General features: G+C 54.2%; 20 protein-coding genes. 13 read left to right on the plus strand and 7 right to left on the minus strand.

Annotated features, from left to right (window positions below; translation table 11 throughout):
- Positions 1–17 precede the first annotated feature (17 nt).
- From GFC06_RS21850 to ybaK, 10 genes are all read left to right on the plus strand, one after another.
- Positions 18–2,162, plus strand: coding sequence for a TonB-dependent receptor plug domain-containing protein (locus GFC06_RS21850; RefSeq protein WP_153690658.1), 2,145 nt, complete (start codon positions 18–20; stop codon positions 2,160–2,162).
- Between the two features lie 2 nt (positions 2,163–2,164).
- On the plus strand, positions 2,165–2,989 hold the full coding sequence (locus GFC06_RS21855; protein WP_016152100.1) for a heme/hemin ABC transporter substrate-binding protein: 825 nt from the start codon (positions 2,165–2,167) through the stop codon (positions 2,987–2,989).
- A gap of 18 nt (positions 2,990–3,007) precedes the next feature.
- The gene (hutW, locus tag GFC06_RS21860) at positions 3,008–4,354 is read left to right on the plus strand and encodes a heme anaerobic degradation radical SAM methyltransferase ChuW/HutW (protein ID WP_019076190.1); all 1,347 of its coding nucleotides are present in this window, start codon (positions 3,008–3,010) and stop codon (positions 4,352–4,354) included.
- A gap of 3 nt (positions 4,355–4,357) precedes the next feature.
- A complete protein-coding gene (gene hutX, locus GFC06_RS21865) occupies positions 4,358–4,852 on the plus strand; it encodes a heme utilization cystosolic carrier protein HutX (protein WP_016155886.1) in 495 nt (164 codons plus the stop codon).
- Positions 4,852–5,475, plus strand: a complete 624-nt coding sequence (gene chuY, locus GFC06_RS21870) for an anaerobilin reductase (RefSeq protein ID WP_016152097.1) — start codon at positions 4,852–4,854, stop codon at positions 5,473–5,475. The genes hutX and chuY overlap by 1 nt, the downstream gene beginning before the upstream one ends.
- Before the next feature lie 51 nt (positions 5,476–5,526).
- A complete protein-coding gene (locus GFC06_RS21875; protein WP_016152096.1) occupies positions 5,527–6,519 on the plus strand; it encodes a FecCD family ABC transporter permease in 993 nt (330 codons plus the stop codon).
- Positions 6,516–7,286 carry a heme ABC transporter ATP-binding protein gene (locus GFC06_RS21880; protein ID WP_049282506.1) on the plus strand — a complete coding sequence of 257 codons (771 nt, stop codon included), beginning with the start codon at positions 6,516–6,518 and terminating at the stop codon, positions 7,284–7,286. Before GFC06_RS21875 ends, GFC06_RS21880 begins: the two co-directional genes overlap by 4 nt.
- A 147-nt stretch (positions 7,287–7,433) precedes the next feature.
- Positions 7,434–9,935 carry a copper-exporting P-type ATPase CopA gene (gene copA / locus GFC06_RS21885; RefSeq protein ID WP_016155883.1) on the plus strand — a complete coding sequence of 834 codons (2,502 nt, stop codon included), beginning with the start codon at positions 7,434–7,436 and terminating at the stop codon, positions 9,933–9,935.
- Positions 9,936–10,137: 202 nt separating this feature from the next.
- Positions 10,138–10,932 (plus strand): TraB/GumN family protein, encoded by a 795-nt coding sequence (locus tag GFC06_RS21890; protein WP_049282508.1) that lies wholly within the window; start codon positions 10,138–10,140, stop codon positions 10,930–10,932.
- Between the two features lie 200 nt (positions 10,933–11,132).
- Positions 11,133–11,612: a Cys-tRNA(Pro)/Cys-tRNA(Cys) deacylase YbaK gene (gene ybaK, locus GFC06_RS21895; RefSeq protein WP_016152092.1), complete on the plus strand. Its 480-nt coding sequence runs from the start codon at positions 11,133–11,135 to the stop codon at positions 11,610–11,612.
- Between the two features lie 181 nt (positions 11,613–11,793).
- Here ybaK and ushA read toward each other — a convergent pair whose 3' ends face one another.
- Positions 11,794–13,446, minus strand: a complete 1,653-nt coding sequence (ushA, locus tag GFC06_RS21900; RefSeq protein WP_153690659.1) for a bifunctional UDP-sugar hydrolase/5'-nucleotidase UshA — start codon at positions 13,444–13,446, stop codon at positions 11,794–11,796.
- A gap of 297 nt (positions 13,447–13,743) precedes the next feature.
- Here ushA and fsr point away from each other — a divergent pair, with 297 nt between their 5' ends.
- Entirely contained in the window at positions 13,744–14,964 is a 1,221-nt protein-coding gene (gene fsr / locus GFC06_RS21905) for a fosmidomycin MFS transporter (protein WP_016155879.1), read from the plus strand.
- Positions 14,965–15,188: 224 nt separating this feature from the next.
- Positions 15,189–16,868: a YbaL family putative K(+) efflux transporter gene (ybaL, locus tag GFC06_RS21910; protein WP_047501892.1), complete on the plus strand. Its 1,680-nt coding sequence runs from the start codon at positions 15,189–15,191 to the stop codon at positions 16,866–16,868.
- A gap of 44 nt (positions 16,869–16,912) precedes the next feature.
- Here the strand turns inward: ybaL and gsk are convergent, their stop codons facing one another.
- Positions 16,913–18,217, minus strand: coding sequence for an inosine/guanosine kinase (gene gsk, locus GFC06_RS21915; RefSeq protein WP_016152086.1), 1,305 nt, complete (start codon positions 18,215–18,217; stop codon positions 16,913–16,915).
- Between the two features lie 152 nt (positions 18,218–18,369).
- On the opposite strand from gsk, the gene aes reads away from it, so the two are divergent.
- A complete protein-coding gene (aes, locus tag GFC06_RS21920; protein WP_019076184.1) occupies positions 18,370–19,329 on the plus strand; it encodes an acetyl esterase in 960 nt (319 codons plus the stop codon).
- Here the strand turns inward: aes and hemH are convergent.
- From hemH to GFC06_RS21945, 5 genes are all read right to left on the minus strand, one after another.
- Complete coding sequence (hemH, locus tag GFC06_RS21925) at positions 19,326–20,288, minus strand: ferrochelatase (RefSeq protein WP_153690660.1); 963 nt, start codon at positions 20,286–20,288, stop codon at positions 19,326–19,328. The genes aes and hemH overlap by 4 nt on opposite strands.
- A gap of 180 nt (positions 20,289–20,468) precedes the next feature.
- A complete protein-coding gene (adk, locus tag GFC06_RS21930; protein WP_003021773.1) occupies positions 20,469–21,113 on the minus strand; it encodes an adenylate kinase in 645 nt (214 codons plus the stop codon).
- 232 nt (positions 21,114–21,345) lie between these two features.
- Entirely contained in the window at positions 21,346–23,220 is a 1,875-nt protein-coding gene (htpG, locus tag GFC06_RS21935) for a molecular chaperone HtpG (protein WP_016152083.1), read from the minus strand.
- Positions 23,221–23,330: 110 nt separating this feature from the next.
- Positions 23,331–23,936 carry a recombination mediator RecR gene (recR, locus tag GFC06_RS21940; RefSeq protein WP_016152082.1) on the minus strand — a complete coding sequence of 202 codons (606 nt, stop codon included), beginning with the start codon at positions 23,934–23,936 and terminating at the stop codon, positions 23,331–23,333.
- The gene (locus tag GFC06_RS21945; protein ID WP_003021764.1) at positions 23,936–24,265 is read right to left on the minus strand and encodes a YbaB/EbfC family nucleoid-associated protein; all 330 of its coding nucleotides are present in this window, start codon (positions 24,263–24,265) and stop codon (positions 23,936–23,938) included. The genes recR and GFC06_RS21945 overlap by 1 nt, the downstream gene beginning before the upstream one ends.
- Positions 24,266–24,323: the final 58 nt, after the last annotated feature.

The raw sequence follows: 24,323 nt of genomic DNA on the forward strand, positions 1-24,323 counted from the left end.
TCAATAAAGGTTCTCTTATGTTGCCACGGATTAATCAAAGGCCATTTATTCTTTCAGCCCTGACATTATGCATGTCCGGCGCTACTTTTGCAGCGACCTCTCCAACACACGGTTCAACGTCCGACGAAGATACAGTAATCGTTACGGCTAACCGCACAGAAAGTAGTCTCTGGGATAGCCCGGCAACCATTCAGGTTATCGATCGCCAGACGCTACAAAACTCCACCAGCGTTTCTGTTGCTGATGATTTACAAGATATCCCCGGTGTCGAAGTTACCGATAACGCTCTCGCAGGTCGGAAACAAATTCGTATCCGTGGCGAAGCTTCTTCGCGGGTGCTGATTTTGATAGACGGCCAGGTCGTCAGCTACCAACGTGCCGGACAAAACTACGGAGCAGGTTTACTGATTGACGAATCTGCGCTGGAACGTATTGAAGTGGTCAAAGGCCCTTATTCTGTCCTCTATGGTTCGCAGGCAATTGGCGGCGTCGTGAACTTTATTACCAAAAAAGGCGGCGATAAGCCTCTGGGTGGTAGCGTTAAGGCTGTTTATAACTCCGCTACGGCAGGATGGGAAGAGTCAGCGGCAGCCTGGGGAAGCATCGGTAACTTTGACTACCGCATCAATGGCAGCTATTCCGACCAGGGGGATCGCGATACACCTGACGGAAGATTGCCCGACACCAACTTCCGTAATAACGGCCAGGGAGTGTGGCTTGGCTACAACCTCGATCGCCACAAAATTGGGCTCTCACTCGACCGTTATAAGCTATCCACTCAAACCTGGTTTGACGATCCCGAAGGTCAGTTCGATGACTTTAGCGTCAAAATTCCTAAGCTGGAACGCGAGAAAATCGGTCTTTTCTACGACTACGCGGCCGACGGGGATTACCTGAAGAACATCCATTTTGACGCATACACCCAGACAATAGAGCGTAAATTTGAAAACCGGGTCAAAACGACCCAGATTATCCCCAGCCCGATGATTAAAGCGCTGACGGTAAGCAATCAAACCAATACCAACGACAAACAATATACCCAGGGTGTAACGCTGCAGGGCAATATCTCCCTTCCGGCAAACAACACGCTGGTGATTGGCACTCAGTATCAGCATGACAAAATAAAACAGGACACGGACGGCAGTACGCGCCAGACCGCGGCTACCGGCTTCTTCGATACGCAAACCCGTACCCTGTCATATAACGAAGCGGAACAAAGCAACACCTCACTGTTCGCGCAAAACGACTGGCGCTTTGCCGATGACTGGACGTGGACCGTGGGCGCACGCCAGTACTGGCTGTCTTCGAAACTCAATCGCAACGATACGCAAACTATCCAAAGCAGCGGCACCACCAGGCAATCCACCGGGGGAAATTCCGTTCACGATGATGAACTGGTGACCTCGACCAGCCTGCGCTATTCCGGCTTTGAAGATCTTGAACTCCGGGCTGCATACGCCCAGGGCTATGTCTTCCCCACGCTTACTCAGTTGTTCATGCAGACATCCGCCGGCGGCAGCGTTACCTACGGCAACCCAAACCTGAAGGCGGAACACTCAAATAACTATGAGTTGGGCGCGCGGTATAAAGGGAATATGTGGCTGATTGACGGTGCTATTTATTACTCCGAAGCCAAAGACTATATCGCCAGTCTGGCCTGTTCAGGCCAACCCGTTTGCAACGGCAACACCACCTCTTCCCGCGGCGGCTATTACTACTACGACAACATCGATCGTGCCAAAACCTGGGGCATGGAATTAACCGCAGAATACAACGGCTGGGCGGTTTCCCCCTACCTGAGCGGTAATCTCATTCGCCGTCAATACGAAGGCAACACCATAAAAACCTGGGATACCGGCGAACCCACGCTGACCGGGCGCGTTGGCCTGAAACATACCTGGTTGATGAATGTCGCTAACGTGACGTCCGATGTCTTTATTCGCGCGGCGTCCCGCGCCAAAGATAATACCGGCACCACGGAAATAAACTACCCAGGCTGGGCCACGCTTAACCTCGCATTCAACACCGAGTTTGGTCCGCAGGACCAGTATCAGGTCAACCTCGCGCTCAACAACCTGACCGACAAGCGTTACAGAACCGCGCATGAATCTATCCCAGACGCTGGTTTCAATGCCGCTGTTGGCTTTGCGTGGAATTTCTGACGATGAAAAAACTCATGATTGGCTTACTGAGCCTCGCCTGTGTTTTCAGCGCCCAGTCCGCTGACCGCCTGGTGGTGGCGGGCGGTTCGCTTAGCGAACTGATTTACGCCATGGGCGTCGGCAACCGGGTGGTTGGCGTCGATGAAACCACCTCGTACCCACCTGAAACTGCCGCACTCCCGCATATCGGCTACTGGAAGCAGTTAAGCAGCGAGGGCATTTTATCGCTGCACCCGGACAGCTTTATCACCTGGCAGGATGCAGGCCCTCAAATCGTTTTGGATCAGCTCCGGGCGCAGAAAGTTAACGTCGTTACATTGCCGCGCGTACCGGCCACCGTCGAGCAGATGTACGCCAACATTCGGGAGCTGGCTCAAACGCTGCGCATTCCTGAACAAGGTGAAGCGCTGGTCAATCGCCTGCATCAACGTCTGGATCGTGTTCAGCACAGCGTGGCGGCGAAAAATGCGCCGGTCAAAGCCATGTTCATTCTCTCCGCTGGCGGCAGCGCGCCGCAGGTCGCCGGCAAGGGCAGCGTTGCCGATGCCATTATGACCCTTGCGGGCGCACAAAATGTCGCCACCCACGCGCAGTATAAAAGTTACAGCGCGGAGTCGCTGATCGCCGCCAACCCGGAGGTGATCGTGGTGACGTCGCAAATGGTGGATGGCGATCTGGCTCGTCTGAGCGCGATTGCCGGTATTACCCACACTGCGGCCTGGAAAAATCAGCGCATTGTGGCGGTAGACCAGGCGCTGATTCTGGGAATGGGGCCTCGCGTCGCCGATGCGGTTGAAGCCCTGCACCAGCAATTCTGGCCTCACTAACTGGATTTATAAAAAAGAATGAAAACTGAACACTCGCTGGATCTCACCGCGCATTTTGCGCTTGAGGGAAGTCAGCCCTTTAAGGATCGCCGCGCCACAATGCCATGGCGCGGGGCGATTCCGATTGCCAAAGAGCTATTGTCACAAACCTGGCAGGATGTTATCAGCCAGCCTACCCCGCCGCGTAAACGGCTGGTGTACTTGCATATCCCTTTTTGTGCAACGCATTGTACTTTCTGCGGTTTTTATCAAAACCGGTTCGAAGAAGATCACTGCGCCCGCTACACCAACGCGCTGTTGCGCGAAATCGAGATGGAAGCCGATAGCGCGTTACATCAGTCAGCCCCAATTCACGCCGTCTATTTTGGCGGCGGTACGCCTTCAGCGCTGTCAGCACGGGATCTGGGCAGAATCATCACCGCGCTGCGTGAAAAGTTACCGCTGGCGCCGGACTGCGAAATTACCATTGAGGGACGAGTGCTCAATTTTGACGATGCGCGAATTGATGCCTGCCTTGACGCTGGCGCCAATCGGTTTTCGATCGGTATTCAATCTTTTAACAGCCGGATCCGCAAGAAAATGGCGCGCACCTCAGACGGCCCGACCGCAATTGCCTTTATGCAGGGGCTGGTAAAACGGGATCGTGCCGCCGTGGTATGCGATCTGTTGTTTGGTCTGCCAGGACAAGATGCAAAACTGTGGGGCGACGATCTGGCGATTGCCCGTGACATCGGCCTCGACGGCGTAGATCTTTATGCGCTGAACCTGATCCCCAATACACCGCTTGGCAAAGCAGTTGAAACCGGGCGCACAACCGTTCCCTCTCCCGCCGAACGTCGCGATCTCTATCTTCAGGGTTGCGATTTCATGGACAGCGCGGGCTGGCGCTGCATCAGCAACAGCCACTGGGCGCGTACCACGCGTGAACGCAATCTGTACAACCTGCTGATTAAACAGGGAGCGGACTGTCTGGCATTCGGCTCAGGCGCCGGGGGATCAGTCAATGGCTATTCCTGGATGGTCGAGCGCAATCTGACGACATGGCATGAATCTATCGCCGCCGGGAAAAAACCGCTAATGATGATGATGCGTACCGCCGAGCGTGGTTTCCAGTGGCGACACACTCTCCAGGCGGGCATTGAAACGGCCCGCGTTCCGCTGGATGAACTGACGCCTCATGCACAAAAACTAACCCCGCTACTGACCCAATGGCATCACGCAGGACTGACGCGAGATGCCAGCACCTGCGTGCGCCTGACCAATGAAGGGCGTTTTTGGGCGAGCAATATTTTGCAGTCTCTTGATGAACTTATTCAGGCACTTAACGCGCCGCGCATTGCGGTAGAACAACCATACCAGGAGTGAATTATGAGCCATGTCTCTTTACAGGATTTTTTGAAAACTGAACCGGACGGTACGCTGGAAGCTATCGCTGCCCAGTACAACACCACGCTGCTGGAGGTGGTGAAAAACCTCCCCTCCCCGACGCTGGTTTCCGGCGATCAATTTGATACCGTCTGGGAAACCGTCAGCGAATGGGGCAAAGTCACCACCCTGGTCCATACTGCTGATGTCATTCTGGAATTCACCGGTGAATTACCTTCCGGATTCCACCGTCATGGCTACTTCAACCTGCGCGGCAAAAAAGGCATGACCGGTCATATCAAGGCAGAAAACTGTACGCATATTGCCCTGATTGAACGCAAATTTATGGGAATGGACACCGCGTCCATTCTCTTCTTTAACCAGGCGGGTAGCGCGATGTTCAAAATTTTCCTCGGTCGGGATGAACATCGACAGTTACTGGCCGAACAGGTCAGCGCCTTTCACGCGTTGTCTTCATCTTTAAAGGAACATGCCTGATGGCTCCATGGCTCATTTTTGGTGCGGGTGGTAGCGGCGTCGGTGCGAAAACGCTTGAACTCGCACTGGCGGAACAACGTCCGGTGATTGCCGTCGTTCGCAACGCACAGGTCGCTGCTGGGTTGCAGGAAAAAGGTGTGCAGGTCTTCATCGGCGACGCCTGCGATAGTCAGGTCACCGCCTGTGCCTGTCGCGCAGCGGGTCAACATGCCACGGTGATCTCCTCCATGGGCGGCGCCCAGGATTATCTGGCGCACAGAACCGTCATTGATGAAGCAGAAAAAGCGGAGATCAAGCGCATGATTCTGGTGACCTCACTCGGCTGCGGTGACAGTTGGCCTTTTCTTTCTTCACGCGCAAAGGCCGCATTTGGTCAGGCTGTACGGGAAAAATCGTTGGCTGAAAGCTGGCTACAAACCAGTCGACTGGACTACGCCATTCTCCGCCCCGGCGGTTTGCTAAACGGTGCAGCCACCGGCCAGGCGCAACGAATACAGGCTCAGGAGTGTCACGGCTTTGTAATGCGTGCAGATGTTGCGAAGCATATTCACGAACTGGCCACTGCGCCAGCACTTAATAACCAGATTTACAGTTTGGTTGAGCCGGGACTGAAACCCGCGTAAACCCCTCACGGCGCGGGAACTCCGCGCCGCAAAGACGTTATGGAGCGTTACGTGCTTAAGGACTCGCTTTCTTCCGTCAGCATCCTGACGGGTCTTTCTCTTTTGCTGGTTGCTCTGATGCTCTTCGGTGCCAGCCAGGGGGCGCTGAACATTAGCTTCAGCGCTCTGTTCAACGACGAATATCGTGATATCTGGTTAAACATCCGCCTGCCTCGCGTGCTGCTGGCCGTTCTGGTCGGTGCTGCGCTGGCGACGGCTGGGGTCATCATGCAGGGACTTTTTCGCAATCCGATGGCCGATCCTGGCCTGCTTGGCGTCAGCAGCGGCTCCGCGCTGATGGTCGGCATCGCGATAGTTATCCCATTTTCGTTCCCCGTGGTGCTGGTGCTGTATGAGCAGATGATTTTTGCCGTTGCAGGCAGCATGGTGGTCTGCACGATTATTTTCCTGATAAGCCAGCGTCATAACCACGGTGGAATGATGCAACTGCTGTTAGCTGGTATCGCTATCAATGCCCTGTGCGGTTCGGCTATTGGCGTACTGAGCTATGTGGGCGACGAGCAGCAGCTACGTCAACTTACATTGTGGATGATGGGAAATCTCGGCCAAGCCCAGTGGCCAACGCTGTTGGTTGCCAGCACGTTTGTTCTTCCAGCCATTGTTGTAACCATCTGCATGGCGGGAACGCTTAATTTACTGCAGTTGGGTGATGAAGAGGCGCATTACCTCGGCGTAAACGTCAAACGTAAGCGTCAGCAGTTACTGTTGCTCAGTTCGCTCCTGGTTGGCGCTGCGGTTTCCGTCAGCGGCGTAATTGGCTTTATTGGCCTGGTGATCCCGCATCTGATCAGAATGACGACCGGCGCCGATCATCGCTGGTTGATTCCCTGCTCTACGCTGGCCGGTGCCTGTTTACTCCTGATTGCCGACACGTTGGCCCGCACACTTGTTCAGCCAGCCGAAATGCCAGTTGGCCTGTTAACCAGCCTGATCGGTGGACCGTATTTCCTGTGGTTAATACTGCGTAGCCGGAGGGTGTCATGATCGTCGCTGAAAATCTGGTCTACCACATTCAGGGAAGACGACTGACCGACGACGTTTCCCTGACGCTACCTGATGGAGAGATCATCGCGATTCTTGGCCCGAACGGAGCCGGGAAATCGACGCTGCTACGCCAGCTTACGGGATATCTGCAGCCCCACAGTGGGCGTTGTAGCATGTTTGGCAAGCCGCTGGACAAGTGGTCAATCACCGAGCTGGCAAAAACCCGTGCCGTGATGCGCCAGAATAGTCATATGGCCTTCCCGTTTAGCGTTCAGGAGGTCATTCGCATGGGCAGACATCCGTATCGTACGCGCAACACGGGCGATGAAACGGAGCACATCATGGCATTGTGTGATTGCCAGACGCTGGCCGCACGCGATTACAGGCATCTCTCGGGAGGAGAACAACAGCGGGTACAGCTCGCGCGCCTGCTGGTTCAGCTTTGGGAGCCCGAGCCTGAGCCGAAATGGTTGTTTCTTGATGAACCCACCTCCGCGCTGGATATTCACCACCAGCAGCACCTTTTTCGTCTGCTACGTCGTCTGGTGCGTGAACGGCAGTTTAACGTCTGCTGCGTCCTGCACGATCTCAACCTCGCGGCGCGCTATGCCGACCGTGTGGTATTGATGGAACGCGGCAGAATAGTTGATAACGGATATCCGCAGGATGTCCTGAAGCAACGGTCGCTGAACGCGCTGTACGGTGCCGATCTCACGGTCATAAATGAACCGGAGCATCGAACGCCAATTATCGTCCTCAATCAATAACAGACCGGGAACCCCTGACGTGGCGTTCCCGTTTTTTCTCCCTTTACACCCTTTTTTCACCTTTTCTAAAAACGTCCTTGACCTTCCCCTTGCTGGAAGGTTTAACCTTTATCACAGTCAGTTAATCCTGCAAAAAAGGAGTTGGTTATGTCTCAAACAATCGATCTAACCCTGGACGGCCTGTCCTGTGGTCACTGCGTAAAACGCGTTAAAGAAAGTCTGGAACAACGTCCGGACGTTGAGCAAGCGGATGTCACCGTGACAGAAGCGCATGTTACCGGGAGCGCCAGCGCAGAAGCGCTGATTGAAACCATCAAACAAGCCGGTTACGGCGCGGAGTTAAGCCACCCAAAGGCTAAACCGCTGACGGAGTCATCAATCCCGTCGGAAGCACTGGCAGCGGTCCCTTCCGAGCTTCCGGCAGCTACGGCTGATGATGACAGCCAACAGTTGCTGTTAAACGGCATGAGCTGCGCCAGTTGTGTGACCCGCGTACAAAATGCATTGCAAAGTGTACCGGGCGTCACGCAGGCACGGGTAAACCTGGCGGAACGCACTGCGCTGGTAATGGGCAGTGCCTCCGCCGCAGATTTAGTACAGGCGGTTGAAAAAGCGGGCTACGGCGCAGAAGCGATTGAAGATGATGCTAAGCGTCGCGAACGTCAGCAAGAAACCGCCGTGGCAACCATGAAACGTTTTCGCTGGCAGGCAGCCGTCGCGCTGCTCCTGGGTATCCCGGTCATGGTATGGGGCATGATTGGCGACAACATGATGGTGAGCGACGACAACCGCAGCCTGTGGCTGATGATTGGTCTGGCAACGCTTGCCGTGATGGTTTTCGCGGGCGGTCACTTTTACCGCAATGCGTGGAAAAGCCTGATGAACGGCACCGCGACCATGGATACGCTGGTGGCGCTGGGTACGGGGGTGGCATGGCTCTATTCCATGAGCGTCAACCTCTGGCCGCAATGGTTCCCGATGGAAGCGCGACACCTCTATTATGAAGCCAGTGCCATGATTATCGGTCTGATTAACCTCGGACACATGCTGGAAGCGCGGGCTCGCCAACGCTCGTCTAAAGCACTGGAAAAACTGCTCGATCTGACACCGCCGACCGCACGGGTCGTCACTGACGAAGGTGAAAAGAACGTGCCGCTGGCAGAGGTGCAGGCTGGAATGTTGCTGCGCCTGACCACCGGTGACCGCGTTCCGGTTGATGGCGAAATCACTCAGGGTGAAGCCTGGCTGGATGAGGCCATGCTGACCGGGGAGCCGATTCCACAGCAAAAAGGCGCAGGCGATAGCGTCCACGCCGGTACGGTCGTACAGGACGGTAGCGTGCTGTTCCGCGCCAGCGCTGTTGGCAGTCACACCACGCTGTCGCGCATTATTCGTATGGTGCGCCAGGCGCAAAGCAGCAAACCGGAAATTGGCAAACTGGCCGACCGCATCTCCTCGGTGTTCGTTCCGGTCGTGGTCGCCATTGCGCTAGTCAGTGCGGCTATCTGGTATTTCTTTGGACCGGCGCCGCAGATTGTCTATACGCTGGTAATCGCCACCACCGTCCTGATTATTGCCTGCCCTTGTGCGCTGGGTCTGGCAACGCCGATGTCGATTATTTCCGGCGTCGGGCGCGCCGCTGAATTTGGGGTGCTGGTACGTGATGCCGATGCGCTGCAGCGCGCCAGCACGCTCGATACCATCGTGTTTGATAAAACCGGGACGCTAACTGAAGGCAAACCACAGGTTGTCGCCATCAAAACGTTTGGCAATACCGACGAAGCGCTGGCAATTCGTCTGGCAGCGGCCCTTGAACAGGGTTCCAGCCACCCGTTAGCCAGGGCGATTCTGGACAAAGCAGGTGATGTCACGCTGCCGCAGGTCAACGGTTTCCGTACGCTGCGCGGTTTAGGCGTCAGTGGCGAAACGGAAGGCCATTCGCTGCTGCTGGGAAACCAGGCGCTGCTCAATGAACAGCAGGTAGATACCACTGAAATGGAGGCTGAAATCACCGCTCAGGCTTCCCAAGGCTCAACCCCGGTACTGTTAGCGATTGACGGTAAAGCGGCAGCGCTGTTAGCGGTACGTGATCCTCTGCGTAGCGACAGCGTGGCAGCGCTCCAGCGTCTGCACCGCGCCGGGTATCGTCTGGTGATGCTCACCGGCGACAACCCAACGACCGCCAACGCCATTGCCAAAGAGGCGGGTATTGATGAGGTGATTGCTGGCGTTCTGCCTGACGGTAAAGCCGAGGCGATTAAACGTCTGCAGAGCCAGGGGCGTCAGGTTGCCATGGTCGGTGACGGTATCAACGATGCGCCTGCGCTGGCTCAGGCTGATGTAGGGATTGCCATGGGTGGCGGCAGCGATGTGGCGATTGAAACCGCCGCGATTACGCTGATGCGCCATAGCCTGATGGGCGTTGCCGATGCGCTGTCTATCTCCCGGGCAACGCTGCGCAATATGAAGCAGAACCTGCTCGGCGCGTTTATCTATAACAGCATCGGTATCCCCGTTGCCGCTGGGATTTTGTGGCCGTTCACCGGAACACTGCTCAACCCGGTCGTTGCCGGGGCGGCGATGGCGCTCTCCTCCATTACCGTGGTGAGCAACGCTAACCGACTGCTGCGCTTCAAACCTAAAGAGTAAGCCTTTACCGGATGCCGCTCTGAACGGAGCCCCAAATCATTCGCGTTGCATTAAGGCGGCAAGTATAAAAACCCCAGGAGCATAGCCAACTATGTGACTGGGGTTTTTGCTCGCTGCCAATAAAGAGGCTGAGGGAATGATGAAGTGTATTTGCACCTTCCAGGACCACGCGCTAGCATGGAAGTCTACTTAGGGAGGCCGTATGGATCTGTTGTACCGGGTAAAATCATTTTTCACCGCGCTACGCGGCAACCACTATACCTGGCCTGCCATCGACATCTCCTTGCCCGGTAACCGCCATTTTCACCTGATTGGCAGTATTCACATGGGCAGCCGCGATATGGCGCCTCTGCCTGCCAAATTACTCAAAAAGCTCCAGCGTGCCGATGCGCTCATTGTCGAAGCCGATGTTTCCGGCGACGACGCGCCGTTTGCCAACCTTCCGACCTTTGCCGCACTGGAAGAGCGCATCAGCCCAGAGCTGTTAGATAATCTGCACAAAGTCACCGACGAGCTGGGTATTTCCCCTTCCCTGCTGTCTACCCAGCCGCTGTGGCAAATCGCCATGGTCTTGCAGGCAACGCAGGCGCAGCAGTTGGGGTTGCGGGCAGAATACGGCATTGATTACCAACTACTGAATGCGGCAAAAAAGGTGCATAAACCCATAATCGAGCTGGAAGGCGCATCCAGCCAAATCGAGCTGTTGTGTCAGTTACCCGATAACGGACTGGCTCTGCTGGACGATACCCTGACGCACTGGCATACCAATGCCAGACTGCTACAACAGATGATGGGCTGGTGGCTTAAAACGCCGCCACGCAATAGCGAACTCACTCTACCCAATACTTTTAGCCAGTCGCTGTATGACGTTTTGATGCATCAGCGTAATGCGGCCTGGCGCGATCGACTCAGGGCGATGCCTGCCGGTCACTATGTTGTAGCCGTTGGCGCGCTGCATTTGTATGGAGAAGGAAATTTGCCGGAGATGTTACGGTAAAAAAATGGCCAATATTGCTATTGGCCCGTCAAAGAGGAATTTCATCATTATTATGATCCCGACGCTTAAAGCATCGGTGTAGTTCGATTGTCGCTCAAAGTCATCATCCTGCCAACACTATTGCGCAAGATGGTACTATTTTTTAGACAGACATCAGGCGTATGCTTGTGTCGTATTTTGTCTGGGCCAGGAAAATTGCTATGACACCCGCCGTTAAATTACTCGAAAAAAACAAAATTTCTTTTCAGATCCACACCTACGATCACGATCCGTCCGAGACGAACTTTGGTGACGAAGTGGTACGCAAGTTAGGTCTGAATGCGGACCAGGTCTACAAAACGCTACTGGTTGCCGTGAATGGCGATATGAAGCACCTGGCGGTTGCCGTTACGCCGGTAGCCGGTCAACTGGATCTCAAAAAGGTCGCCAGGGCGTTGGGAGCCAAAAAGGTCGATATGGCCGATCCGATGATCGCGCAGCGAACCACCGGGTATCTGGTAGGCGGCATCAGCCCGCTGGGGCAGAAAAAAAGATTGCCGACGCTCATCGACGCTCCCGCCCAGACGTTTGACACCATTTATGTGTCCGGCGGCAAACGCGGGCTGGATATTGAACTGGCAGCAGGCGATTTGGCGAAAATTCTGGATGCGAAATTCGCCGATATCGCACGCCGTGATTAATTGTCTTTTGCCCGGTGATACGGCGATTGAGCCTACTGCGATTACAGGGTGTGATTGGTGAAGACAGTTTGGACTCGGCCAGCGCGCAGGAACCGGAGCATAGAGGTAATAAGTAGGATTATTGGGCCGCCATGAAGGGCGGCCCGGAGGAGCGGATAAAATGATGCCCCAAATTGCCCTGTTACTGCCAGCTTACCTCGCCCTTCGGCTCATACGCACCGGCATCGAGCGGTGAGTTCTTCTGCACGTACTCTTTCAGCACCTCCGCATCAATAAACCCGGTATTCACATAGCCTGGCTTGTTATCAATTCGCGGATAGCCATCGCCGCCGGTGGCATTGAAGCTCAGCGTTGCCATGCGATAGGTTTTGGCTGGATCAACGGGTTCGCCTTTAATTTTCAAATCGTTAATTTTGCCGTCTTTCGCCACGAAGCTGACGTTGGCAAACTGCGGATAGGCCCCGGAATCCGGCTTCATTTGTGCCACGGCGGTCAGATAGTCAATCACCTCTTTCCCGCTCATGTCGGCATACACCACGATGTTACCGAACGGCTGCACTTTCAGCACGCTCTTATAGGTGATATCACCGCCTTCGATGGAGTCACGGATACCGCCGCCGCTCATCACGCCAAAATCAGCGCTGGTTCGCGCCATTTGCGCAGCCAGCAGTAAATGCCCCATGTTGGTCTGTACGAAACGGACTTTGCTACGGTCGCCTTCGAGGCGCGCATTGACGCTACCAATTTTCACGTCGAGCTGCGCTTTGCCTTTATTCTGGAATGGCGTCAGCAGAGAAAGCATTTGCTGATTTTCTGCAATTTCCGGGGTGTAGAGTACGCGCTCACTTTTACCGTTGTCCCAGGTCACTTTTTTCTTCAGGTTGACGGGGATGAGCTGGTAGTTAACCATTTTCATTTCGCCATTGCGGAACTCAAAGTCCGCCCGCCCCACGTATTTCCCCCACTCATGCGCCTGCACAATCCAGATCCCGTTTTGCTTGTCTGGCGCACACGGCGTACCCGGTACGTAATCAACCTGCTTCTTGTTTTCCGCGGCCATACATACCGGATCCTGCGAGTGACCACCCACAATCATTGCCAGCGATCCCGCCGGCAGGCTGCGCGCCATTTCTACGTCGCCAGGCGCGTTCGAGCCGTGATTGCCATTGTCATAATGTCCCATATGGGTGGTCGCAATAATGATGTCCGGCTTTTCCCCCATGTTCAGTTCCTGGATAACCAATTTGGCTTCATCAGCAGGTTTACGGAACTCAATATCGGTAAAGAACTCTGGGTTGCCAATTTTCGCCGTATCGTCAGTGGTTAAACCGAGTACGGCAATTTTTAAATCCTGGCGCTTAAAGATGGCCCACGGCTTAAACAAACGCTCACCGGTGCTTTTCTGATAGATATTGGCCGAGAGAAACGGGAATTTGGACCATTTTTCCTGCTGGCGCAATACGCTAAGCGGATTATCAAACTCGTGGTTTCCGACCGCCATCGCATCATAGCCAATCAGGTTCATTCCGCGAAAATCAGGTTCCGCATCCTGCAGATCGGACTCCGGTACGCCGGTATTAATGTCGCCACCGGAAAGCAGCAGTACACTGCCTCCTTCCTCAGCCACCTCTTTACGAATACCGTCCACCAGCGTTTTTTGTGCCGCCAGCCCGTATTCACCGTATTCGCTACGCCAGAAGTGACCGTGATGATCGTTGGTATGCAGAATGGTAATTTTGTAGGTTTTATCTTTTTCGTACGCCTGTGCAGGTTGACCTGCCAGCGCAAATGCGGCTAATAACGCCAGCGCCACGCCCCGTTTTAAAAACTTCATATTTCACTCCCTGACTCAATATCAACCGCCATACCCGTTATCATTCAAATTACATGTGCGTTGGCTGCGCTCACTTCCCCCTGTCGCTTATGCAGTAAGCTCCTGGGACTCTCGCGTTTGCCGCCTACCTGTAAGTCGAATTAGTTCGGGCATAAAATTACAGCTACTGAAAATAATAGCCGAAAATGTTTTCAGAAATGAGACTTCCTTCAAACACCTTCCGCAGGTATGTTAGTCAGGTAATAATAACAAATTAGATTACCCTCATAATCGCAACCCAAACAGAAGTGACTTTCTATGGCAATAAGTGAACCAACCCAGCCAGTGGCTGGCGCGTCAGCGTCGGTTGCTAAAGCACGCACCTCATTTGGCATTTTAGGGGCAATCAGCCTCTCCCATCTGCTAAACGATATGATCCAGTCGCTGATCCTGGCGATTTATCCGCTATTGCAGTCAGAGTTCTCGCTGACGTTTATGCAGATAGGGATGATTACCCTGACCTTCCAGCTTGCTTCCTCACTGCTGCAACCGGTTGTGGGTTACTGGACGGATAAATACCCGATGCCGTGGTCGCTGCCCATTGGGATGTGCTTCACGCTGAGTGGGCTTGTTTTGCTGGCCATGGCCGGCAGTTTCCATATGGTCCTGCTCGCCGCAGCGCTGGTTGGTACCGGCTCTTCGGTATTTCACCCGGAATCATCCCGCGTGGCGCGAATGGCCTCCGGCGGTCGTCACGGTCTTGCCCAGTCAATTTTCCAGGTTGGCGGCAACTTCGGTAGCTCTCTGGGACCGTTACTGGCGGCTGTCATCATCGCGCCATATGGTAAGGGTAATGTGGCCTGGTTTGTGCTGGCTGCGTTATTAGCGATTGTCGTTCTGGCGCAAATCAGCCGTTGGTATGCTGCGCAGCACCGGATGAGTAAAGGAAAACCGAAAGTCGCCATCGTGAATCCGTTACCACGGAATAAAGTGGTACTGGCGGTAAGCATCCTGCTAGTGCTGATTTTCTCCAAATACTTCTATATGGCGAGCATCAGCAGCTATTACACCTTTTATCTGATGCAAAAATTCGGATTATCGGTACAAAATGCCCAGTTTCACCTGTTTGCCTTCCTGTTTGCCGTCGCAGCCGGGACGGTGATTGGTGGACCATTGGGCGATAAAATTGGCAGAAAATATGTTATTTGGGGCTCTATCCTCGGCGTAGCACCCTTTACCCTCTTTTTACCCTACGCAACGCTGGAATGGACCGGGATTTTAACCGTGATCATTGGTTTTATCCTCGCATCGGCGTTTTCTGCCATTCTGGTCTACGCGCAGGAGCTGCTTCCTGGCCGTATCGGCATGGTTTCTGGGCTATTTTTCGGTTTTGCCTTCGGCATGGGCGGCTTGGGAGCCGCGGTGTTAGGGCTGATTGCCGACCATACCAGCATCGATTTGGTCTACAAAATATGTGCTTTCCTGCCACTACTGGGGATACTCACCATATTCTTACCTGATAACCGACATAAAGCCTGATTTTCTGACGGCCAAAAGTAAATTTTGGCCGTCAGACTTACAGTAGCCATCAGCCTTTGCCTCTCACATACCGCTGTACTTTTCCGATCCGTGCTTTTTTACGTCTAAAATCCTATTTTCATCAAAATTCAATAATTATTCACAAACAAAAACATCAAAATTGTCATAAACTATTACTCGTCGTTTGAGTTTTCAGGATTATCACAGCAACCAAAGGAGACGGAATGCATCACGCCACCCCGCTTATCACCACCATTGTCGGCGGCCTTGTGCTCGCTTTTATATTAGGCATGATTGCCAATAAACTACGTATTTCTCCTCTGGTGGGATATCTGTTAGCGGGCGTTCTGGCCGGTCCATTTACACCTGGTTTTGTTGCTGATACCAAGCTAGCGCCTGAACTGGCCGAGCTTGGCGTAATCCTGCTGATGTTCGGCGTGGGGCTGCACTTTTCGCTGAAGGATTTGATGGCGGTAAAGTCTATCGCCATTCCCGGCGCGATTGCCCAGATAGCGGTGGCAACGCTGCTGGGCATGGCGCTTTCAGCGGTGATGGGCTGGTCGCTGATGGTAGGGATCGTGTTTGGTCTGTGTCTTTCAACCGCCAGTACCGTGGTGCTATTGCGTGCGCTTGAAGAAAGGCAGCTCATTGACAGTCAGCGCGGACAAATCGCCATTGGCTGGCTGATTGTCGAAGACCTGATGATGGTGCTGACGCTGGTTCTCCTGCCAGCCGTCGCTGGAATGCTGGAAAAAGAAGATGTCGGCTTTGCCTCGCTGGCCGTAGATATGGGCATTACCATCGGTAAGGTGGTGGCGTTTATCGCAATTATGATGCTGGTCGGTCGTCGCCTGGTGCCGTGGATTATGGCCCGTAGCGCCGCAACCGGCTCACGCGAACTGTTTACCCTGTCAGTCCTCGCCCTCGCATTAGGTATCGCATTTGGCGCAGTGGAGCTGTTCGATGTCTCCTTTGCACTGGGGGCATTCTTCGCTGGCATGGTGCTGAACGAATCTGAACTGAGTCACCGTGCGGCGCATGACACCCTGCCGCTGCGCGATGCGTTCGCCGTACTGTTCTTCGTTTCCGTCGGGATGCTCTTTGATCCCATGATTCTGATTCAGCAGCCGCTGGCGGTGCTGGGCACGCTGGCGATTATCATCTTTGGTAAATCCCTTGCCGCCTATTTCCTGGTGCGCCTGTTTGGTCACTCCCAACGCACAGCGCTCACCATTGCCACCAGCCTGGCGCAGATTGGTGAATTTGCCTTTATCCTGGCGGGTCTGGGCATGGCGTTAAACCTGCTGCCGCAGGCCGGACAGAATCTGGTGCTGGCGGGGGCGATCCTGTCCATCATGCTTAACCCGGTGCTGTTCGCGGTGTTAGAAAAATATCTCGCCAAAACAGAAACGCTGGAAGAACAGACGCTGGAAGAGGCTATTGAAGAAGAGAAGCAAATTCCGGTGGATATCTGCAATCACGCCCTGCTGGTTGGCTTTGGTCGCGTCGGTAGCCTGCTGGGCGAGAAATTGATGGCTGCGGGGATCCCGCTGGTAGTTATCGAAACCTCACGCACCCGAGTGGATGAACTGCGCGAGCGCGGGATCCGAGCGGTGCTGGGAAATGCCGCCAACGAAGAAATTATGAATCTGGCGCATCTGGATTGCGCACGCTGGCTGCTGCTGACCATTCCCAATGGCTATGAAGCGGGTGAAATTGTCGCTTCAGCACGCGAGAAGAGCCCGTCGATTGAGATTATCGCCCGCGCGCATTATGACGACGAGGTGGAATACATTACCGAACGCGGCGCCAATCAGGTCGTCATGGGTGAGCGTGAAATCGCCCGTACCATGCTGGAACTGATTGAAACGCCGCCTGCTGGTGAGGTGGTCGTTACAGGCTGATGTCGTTGCCGGATGGCGCTATCGCTTATCCGGCATGTGCATGATTAACGATCCCAGTACGACTCTTCGAGGCTATCTTCGCGTTCCGGCAAACCGCGCGTCAGGCGCGGGGAATGCTGGTTCAGTACCTGATAACTCACGCGATTCGCATATTTACACACCTGGGCTAACGACGAATAGGTCAGCCAGGTGAACTTGTGCTTGCTGGAGTTAGGCACGTTGCTGCGGTGATAGCTGTTAGCGGTAATATCATGCAGTAATGCCGCCAGCGCGCCGTCGCCAGCGCCGTTGGTATTCATGATCTTCTCTGGACCGCCCATATACGGTGCGATGTGCGAATACACACGCAGCGGATTGGTACAATCTTTATGGCGCATGGCGCGGCTAAACTCGTACTGGTTGAATTCGGCAATGGCCCCAGGCAGCAGCGGATGCTGGGTTTTACGTTTGACTTCTTCTTCCGTAAAGCCCGCCATATACAGACCCGCCGGACCCGCTGTGCACAGCACCAGATCCACCCAATCCAGCGCCTTGTCGGACGCCAGCAGTGGATCGTTTTCGCCGGTCAGCGCTTCGGCCTCTTCTTCATTCATCGCCAGAATTGAGACATGCTCTTTCAGGAATGCCTGCCACCACTGCGGATTATCGGCAATGACAAATTTGGTGCCCAGCGTCAGTACCACCGGTACATTGTGTTTTTTAGCAAATTCGATCGCCTTCATGGTCGCTTCCGGCATTGGCTCGCCCGGCTCGCAGCGCACCAGATAGGACGTCAGCACCAGCGCGGACGCTCCGGCAATCACCGATTCAGGGATGCTATCCGCCCGCAGCTTGTTCATATGCCCAGGGCTGATTGCAAAGGTACGCTCACCGGACTCGCCAATCAGCGTAAAGCAGCGACCAATCGGTCCATCTACGCCCTGCAGGTAGTTCAGATCGGTACGACTGGAGGTATTGCATAAATAGCGGTACGCATAGCTGCCAATCTCGATATTGCTGCACATCACACCCAGCAGCACCGAGCGGTCATCCGCCAGCACGGAGTAGTTGTGCATCGTATTACCGATAGTACCGCCCGCAAACTGATGGGTGATCAAATTTTCACGCACCAGTTCCTGGTAGAGCGCTTCAGCGACATCATCTGCAATCACCAGAGAGTGCCCGGCACTTAATCCATAACGTTTTACAAAGTTATCATCAACTTTGGCTTCAATATCCACCAGCGTCTGGTCAATACCCACCACCCAGGCTGCGCTGGTTTCATTTTCTGGCTGAATTTGTTGCAGCAACGGATCGCGCGCGCTGACGGGGAAATAGTGTTTGGATTTACGTTTACCGGGAAATTTCATGGTCGATTTTACGGGTGGTTAGCTGAGCGATGCATGGTAGCACATTCCCCGCTGCGCATGCGATGCGGCGCTGAGTTTCAATATCGGACGGTGAGATCGCAGTTTATCTGGGATGAATTTCTACAATAACTCACCTTCACAAGGAGCGCTTTATGAAGCCGGAAAACAAGATCCCCGTACTCGACAACATTTCGGATGAAATGAAAAGTGTGGTGAATTTTCATCGCGAAGATTTGCCACCGTGGCCCGCTGCTGATGACTTTGTGGCCCAGCGTAAACACTACATTCATGAACGGCAGTTGTGGAATGCCGATGCCCCACAGATGAATACCCGAGAATGTGTTATTTCTACCGCATGCGGCCCCGTTGCCACACGAATTTACGCTCCGCAGCCCCATAGCCAGGCGACGCTATATTACCTGCACGGCGGCGGTTTTATTCTCGGTAATCTGGATACCCACGATCGCATTATGCGTTTACTGGCGCGCTATACGCAGTGCACGATCATTGGCATCGACTATTCGCTTGCGCCAGAGGCCCGCTACCCGCAAGCCATCGAAGAGATTGTCGCCGTCTGTCAGTACTTTTATCAGCACGCTGGCGATTATTCCCTTAATGTGAATCATATTGGTTTTGCGGGCGATTCCGCCGGGGCCATGCTGGCGCTTGCCAGCGCGTTGTGGTTGCGGGATAAACAAATTGCCTGCGGCAAGGTGGCTGGCGTGCTGTTGTGGTATGGGCTTTACGGCCTGCAGGATTCACTGAGCCGACGGCTAATGGGCGGCGCCTGGGATGGTTTAACTCGCGAGGATCTGCTGATGTACGAAAACGCGTACCTGCGTAGCGCCGACGATCGTGAATCACCGTACTATTGCCTGTTTAATAACGACCTGACGCGCGACGTACCGCCGTGTTTTATCGCCGGTGCGGAGTTTGATCCGCTGATTGACGATAGCCGCTTATTATTCCAGACGCTACAGGCGCATCAGCAGCCCTGCCAGTACAAAATGTACCCCGGTACGTTGCACGCCTTCCTGCACTATTCGCGGATGATGAAAACCGCCGACGATGCGTTACGGGAGGGCGCGCGTTACTTCAGAGCGCAGCTTTAACGGTAGGCTGCGGTCAGTTTAACCATCATTTCGATATGTTCCGGTGTGGAATTCAGCGCCGGAATATACTCATATTGCTTACCGCCAGCCTCAAGGAAAATCTCCCGGTTTTGCACCGCTATCTCTTCCAGCGTTTCGAGACAATCAGCCGCGAAGCCCGGACACATGACCTGGATATGTCGGGTCCCTTTCTCCGCCAGCATTTTTAACGTTTCATCGGTATATGGCGTCAACCACGGTTCACGGCCAAAGCGAGACTGGAAGGTCATCATCACTTTTTCCGGCGGCAAGCCAAGCGCTGAAACCAGCTCACGAGTGGTATCGCGGCAGCGCTGCGGGTAGTCATCGCCTTCATCGGCGTAGCGCTGCGGAATGCCGTGGTAGGAAAGCAGCAGCAAATCGGGTTCACCATGTTGAGCAAATGAATCACGGGCGCTCTTGGCCAGCGCATCAATGTAGCTGCTGTCATCGGCGTAATCACGAATAAATGAGATGCCAGGAATACTGCGTTTACGCGCTAAGATTCGCGCCAGTTCGTCCCAGACTGCCGCCACGGTAGAACAGGAATATTGCGGGTACAGCGGTAACACCACCATGTGTTCAACTCCGCTTGCCAGCAGTTCATCGACCGCGCTTTCAAGCGACGGTGAACCGTAGCTCATCCCCAGCGCGACAGGCGTATTTGGCAGACGTTGCGCCAGCGCCTGCTGTTGCGCCTTGCTGTAGACCATCAGCGGGGAACCGTCTTCCATCCAGATTGACTGGTACAGCTTTGCCACACGTGGCGCACGCAGCGGCAAAATCACACCACGCAGCAGCGGCCACCACAGCGCAGGTGACGTATCGACTACGCGTTGATCGCTTAAAAACTGGCGCAGGTAGCGCTTAACGGCTTCGGGGGTTGGGGCATCGGGAGTGCCGAGGTTTGCCAGCAGGATACCGGTTTTCGTCTGACGCATTACCGCCTCTTATCGATTCAAATTGTTGATAATTGTAGCGGAAAAGCGATAAAGAAGAACTAATTGCTGTGAAAGGTAAGACGAGAATTTGCCTGATGGCGCTGCGCTTATCAGGCCTACATAAAATCGTAGGCCGGATAAGGTGTTGACACCGCCATCCGGCATTGATTGCGCTAAAACTTAACCGAGGATTTTTTCCAGCGCTGCGCGAACGTCAGCCACAGCCTGGGTGCCGTCAACTTTCGCGTATTTGGTGTTACCCGCCTGCGCTTCTTTAGAGTAGTAGCCGATCAGCGGAGCGGTCATCTGATGGTATTCCACCAGGCGCTTACGTACGGTCTCTTCCTGATCGTCTTTACGGGTGGTCAGCTCTTCGCCGGTCACGTCGTCTTTGCCTTCAACCTTAGGCGGGTTGAATTTGATGTGGTAAACGCGGCCAGAAGCAGCGTGTACGCGACGACCCACGATACGGTCAACGATCAGCTCGTCCGGAACGTCGAATTCAAGAACGTAGTCCACGTTGATGCCTGCTTCTTTCATGGCATCAGCCTGCGGAATAGTACGCGGGAAGCCATCAAGCAGGAAACCATTACGGCAGTCTTCCTGAGCAATACGCTCTTTTACCAGCGCGATCACCAGCTCATCAGTCACCAGCTTACCGGCGTCCATGATGTCTTTCGCTTGTTTGCCCAGCTCGGAGCCAGATTTCACGGCAGCACGCAGCATATCACCGGTGGAGATTTGCGGAATACCATACTTCTCCATGATGAACTGAGCCTGAGTTCCTTTACCCGCGCCCGGAGCGCCAAGCAGAATGATACGCATTACGAAAATCCCCTTAAAGGTTGTCGATATTTTTTAAAAAGCGCTAAACGATACCACCATCACGCAATTGGCTCAAGGAAGACGCCCGACGCTGAAACGGTTAACGGTGGGAAAATTAAAAATGAGGAGAGAAAATGCCGGATCGCGGTGTAAACACCGTATCCAGCCAGGGATCGACGAGATGGTGTAAGCCGGACACGCGTTAGCATCATCCGGCATTACCTTACGGCTATCAGGACACCAGCAACTGGTTCATACGACGAATGAACTGGTTTGGATCTTCCAGCGTGCCGCGTTCAGCAAACAGCGCCTGATCCAGCAGCAGTTCAACCCACTCTTTGAACTGTGCTTCGTCCTGGGTATCCGCCGTGCGTTTGACCAGCACGTGGTCCGGGTTGAGTTCAAAGATATATTTCACTTCCGGTACGGCCTGGCCAGCAGCAGCGAACAGTTTCGCCATCTGGGTGCTCATTTCGTCCGCATCGGTGGTAACGATGGCCGGCGTGTCGGTCAGACGGTGAGTCAGACGCACTTCTTTTACGCGATCGCCCAGCAGGGTTTTCACGCGCTCAACGAACGGCGTCAGCGCTTTTTCCGCTTCTTTTGCCGATTCGTCAACGTCATCCGCCAGCTTGTCGATGGACTCGTCAGCTTTGGCTACGGACTGGAATGCCTTACCGTCGAACTCGGTCAGGTAGTTCATCATCCACTCATCGATACGGTCCGAAAGCAGCAGCACTTCGATGCCTTTCTTACGCAACAGTTCCAGGTGCGGGCTGCTCTTCGCCGCCGCATAGCTGTCTGCGGTGATGTAATAGATTTTCTCCTGCCCTTCTTTCATACGCGACACGTAGTCTTCCAGCGACACGGTTTGTGCGGAGGAGTCAGTGTGCGTGGACGCGAAGCGCATCAGCTTAGCGATCGTTTCCTGGTTAGCGTTGTCTTCCGCCGGGCCTTCTTTCAGCACCAGGCCGAACTGTTTCCAGAAGGTCTGGTATTTTTCTGCGTCGTCTTTCGCCAGTTTTTCCAGCATCTGCAGTACGCGTTTGGTCAGCGCGCTACGCAGGTTACGGGTGACGGTGCTGTCCTGCAGGATCTCACGAGAAACGTTCAGCGGCAGATCGTTAGAATCTATCAGGCCACGCACAAAGCGCAGGTAATTCGGCATAAACTGCTCGGCGTCGTCCATAATGAACACGCGCTGAACGTACAGTTTCAGACCATGCTTGTGATCGCGGTTCCACATATCCCACGGAGCCTGAGAAGGGATGTACAGCAGGCTGGTGTACTCCTGCTTACCTTCCACACGGTTATGGCTCCAGGTCAGCGGATCAGTGAAGTCGTGCGCGATATGTTTGTAGAATTCGTTGTACTCGTCGTCTTTGATTTCCGACTTGTTACGGGTCCACAGCGCCTGCGCCTTGTTGATCTTTTCCCAGGAAACCACGGTCTCGCCGTCTTTCTCTTCGGATTTTTCGATCTCTACCGGCAACGCGATATGGTCGGAATATTTGCTGATGATGGAACGTACGCGCCAGTCATCAAGGAACTCGTCTTCGCCTTCGCGCAGATGCAGCGTGATTTCGGTGCCGCGATCGTCTTTGGTGATGTCGGCAACGGTGTACTCACCTTCACCCGCAGATTCCCAGAACACGCCGTTTTCCGGTTTATCGCCCGCTGCGCGGGTACGCACGGTGACTTTATCCGCCACGATGAACGCAGAGTAGAAGCCAACCCCGAACTGGCCGATCAACTGGCTGTCTTTCGCCTGATCGGATCCCATGGATTCAAGGAAAGATTTAGTACCGGATTTCGCAATGGTCCCCAGATGATCGATAACGTCATCACGGTTCATTCCCACGCCGTTATCGGCAATGGTCAACGTACGCTTATCTTTATCGAAGGAAACACGCACACGCAGCTCACCGTCACCTTCATACAGGTCCGGGTTAGACAGTGCGCGAAAACGCAGCTTGTCTGCCGCATCCGAGGCGTTAGAGATAAGCTCACGCAGGAAGATTTCTTTATTGGAATACAGAGAATGGATCATCAGGTGCAGAAGCTGTTTTACTTCTGACTGAAAACCACGAGTTTCTTGTCCTTTCATGTAGGTCTACCTCAACAATGCCATTTTCAATGGTAAAAACAGGTTGAGGGTGAAATGGGGACAAGCGGGAAGGATTTCAAGCGGAAGCCGCCGTCGCGGCCTCCGTTTGTTCAGAATTTAATCTTGTGTCGTCCTGCCAGAGAGTGCGACAGCGTGGTGCCATCGACCATTTCCAGCTCGCCACCAACCGGAACGCCATGGGCGATACGGCTGGCTTCAACGTCATATTGCATGCAAAGCTCAGCAATATAGTTGGCGGTCGCCTCTCCTTCGACCGTGGGATTGGTCGCCAGGATCAGTTCGCTGATTTGCTCAGATGCCAGCCGCTGCTCGAGACGATCCAGCCCGATATCATCAGGGCCAATACCGTCCAGCGGCGACAGGTGTCCCATCAGCACGAAGTAACGTCCGGAAAATTGCCCGGTTTGCTCAATGGCGTAGATGTCCGCCGGACTCTCCACCACGCAAATCTGACCATTTTCCTGGCGACGCGGGTTCGAGCAGATGTTGCAGACGTCCTGTTCTGTGAATGTGCGGCAATCGGCACAGTGGCCGATTTCCGACATCGCCTTCGTTAACGCCTGCGCCAGACGCATCCCGCCGCTGCGATCGCGCTGAAGCAGCGTGAACGCCATGCGCTGCGCAGACTTCGGGCCAACGCCCGGCAGACAGCGCAGAGCTTCCATAAGCTGAGTTAACAGCGGGCTGGTTTGCATCAGAACGGCATCTTAAAGCCAGGCGGCAGCTGCATTCCGGAGGAAACAGAGGCCATCTTCTCTTTCTGCGTCTCTTCAATACGGCGCGCGGCGTCGTTGAATGCCGCAGCAACCAAGTCTTCCAGCATCTCTTTGTCGTCTTCCAGCAGGCTTGGATCGATCTCCACACGACGGCAGTTATGCGCGCCGTTGATGGTTACTTTTACCAGACCCGCGCCAGATTCGCCGGTCACTTCCAGCTTGGCGACTTCTTCCTGCATCTGCTGCATTTTTTCTTGCATCTGCTGGGCCTGTTTCATCAGGTTACCCAGACCGCCTTTACCAAACATAGGCTTCTCTCTCAATCACGTTAAGGGATGACGACCGTCAAACCGTAATGGCTGACGA

It is taken from the genome of Citrobacter braakii, assembly GCF_009648935.1.
GTDB classification, from domain to species: Bacteria; Pseudomonadota; Gammaproteobacteria; order Enterobacterales; family Enterobacteriaceae; genus Citrobacter; species Citrobacter braakii.

Coding starts and splice junctions, on each gene's coding strand:
- ushA (WP_153690659.1), bottom strand. CDS start 13,446: ATGAAGTTTTTAAAACGGGGCGTGGCGCTGGCGTTATTAGCCGCATTT.
- aes (WP_019076184.1), top strand. CDS start 18,370: ATGAAGCCGGAAAACAAGATCCCCGTACTCGACAACATTTCGGATGAA.
- GFC06_RS21850 (WP_153690658.1), top strand. CDS start 18: ATGTTGCCACGGATTAATCAAAGGCCATTTATTCTTTCAGCCCTGACA.
- hutW (WP_019076190.1), top strand. CDS start 3,008: ATGAAAACTGAACACTCGCTGGATCTCACCGCGCATTTTGCGCTTGAG.
- GFC06_RS21945 (WP_003021764.1), bottom strand. CDS start 24,265: ATGTTTGGTAAAGGCGGTCTGGGTAACCTGATGAAACAGGCCCAGCAG.
- hemH (WP_153690660.1), bottom strand. CDS start 20,288: ATGCGTCAGACGAAAACCGGTATCCTGCTGGCAAACCTCGGCACTCCC.
- GFC06_RS21855 (WP_016152100.1), top strand. CDS start 2,165: ATGAAAAAACTCATGATTGGCTTACTGAGCCTCGCCTGTGTTTTCAGC.
- GFC06_RS21890 (WP_049282508.1), top strand. CDS start 10,138: ATGGATCTGTTGTACCGGGTAAAATCATTTTTCACCGCGCTACGCGGC.
- hutX (WP_016155886.1), top strand. CDS start 4,358: ATGAGCCATGTCTCTTTACAGGATTTTTTGAAAACTGAACCGGACGGT.
- chuY (WP_016152097.1), top strand. CDS start 4,852: ATGGCTCCATGGCTCATTTTTGGTGCGGGTGGTAGCGGCGTCGGTGCG.
- fsr (WP_016155879.1), top strand. CDS start 13,744: ATGGCAATAAGTGAACCAACCCAGCCAGTGGCTGGCGCGTCAGCGTCG.
- gsk (WP_016152086.1), bottom strand. CDS start 18,217: ATGAAATTTCCCGGTAAACGTAAATCCAAACACTATTTCCCCGTCAGC.
- GFC06_RS21880 (WP_049282506.1), top strand. CDS start 6,516: ATGATCGTCGCTGAAAATCTGGTCTACCACATTCAGGGAAGACGACTG.
- ybaK (WP_016152092.1), top strand. CDS start 11,133: ATGACACCCGCCGTTAAATTACTCGAAAAAAACAAAATTTCTTTTCAG.
- htpG (WP_016152083.1), bottom strand. CDS start 23,220: ATGAAAGGACAAGAAACTCGTGGTTTTCAGTCAGAAGTAAAACAGCTT.
- copA (WP_016155883.1), top strand. CDS start 7,434: ATGTCTCAAACAATCGATCTAACCCTGGACGGCCTGTCCTGTGGTCAC.
- ybaL (WP_047501892.1), top strand. CDS start 15,189: ATGCATCACGCCACCCCGCTTATCACCACCATTGTCGGCGGCCTTGTG.
- adk (WP_003021773.1), bottom strand. CDS start 21,113: ATGCGTATCATTCTGCTTGGCGCTCCGGGCGCGGGTAAAGGAACTCAG.
- recR (WP_016152082.1), bottom strand. CDS start 23,936: ATGCAAACCAGCCCGCTGTTAACTCAGCTTATGGAAGCTCTGCGCTGT.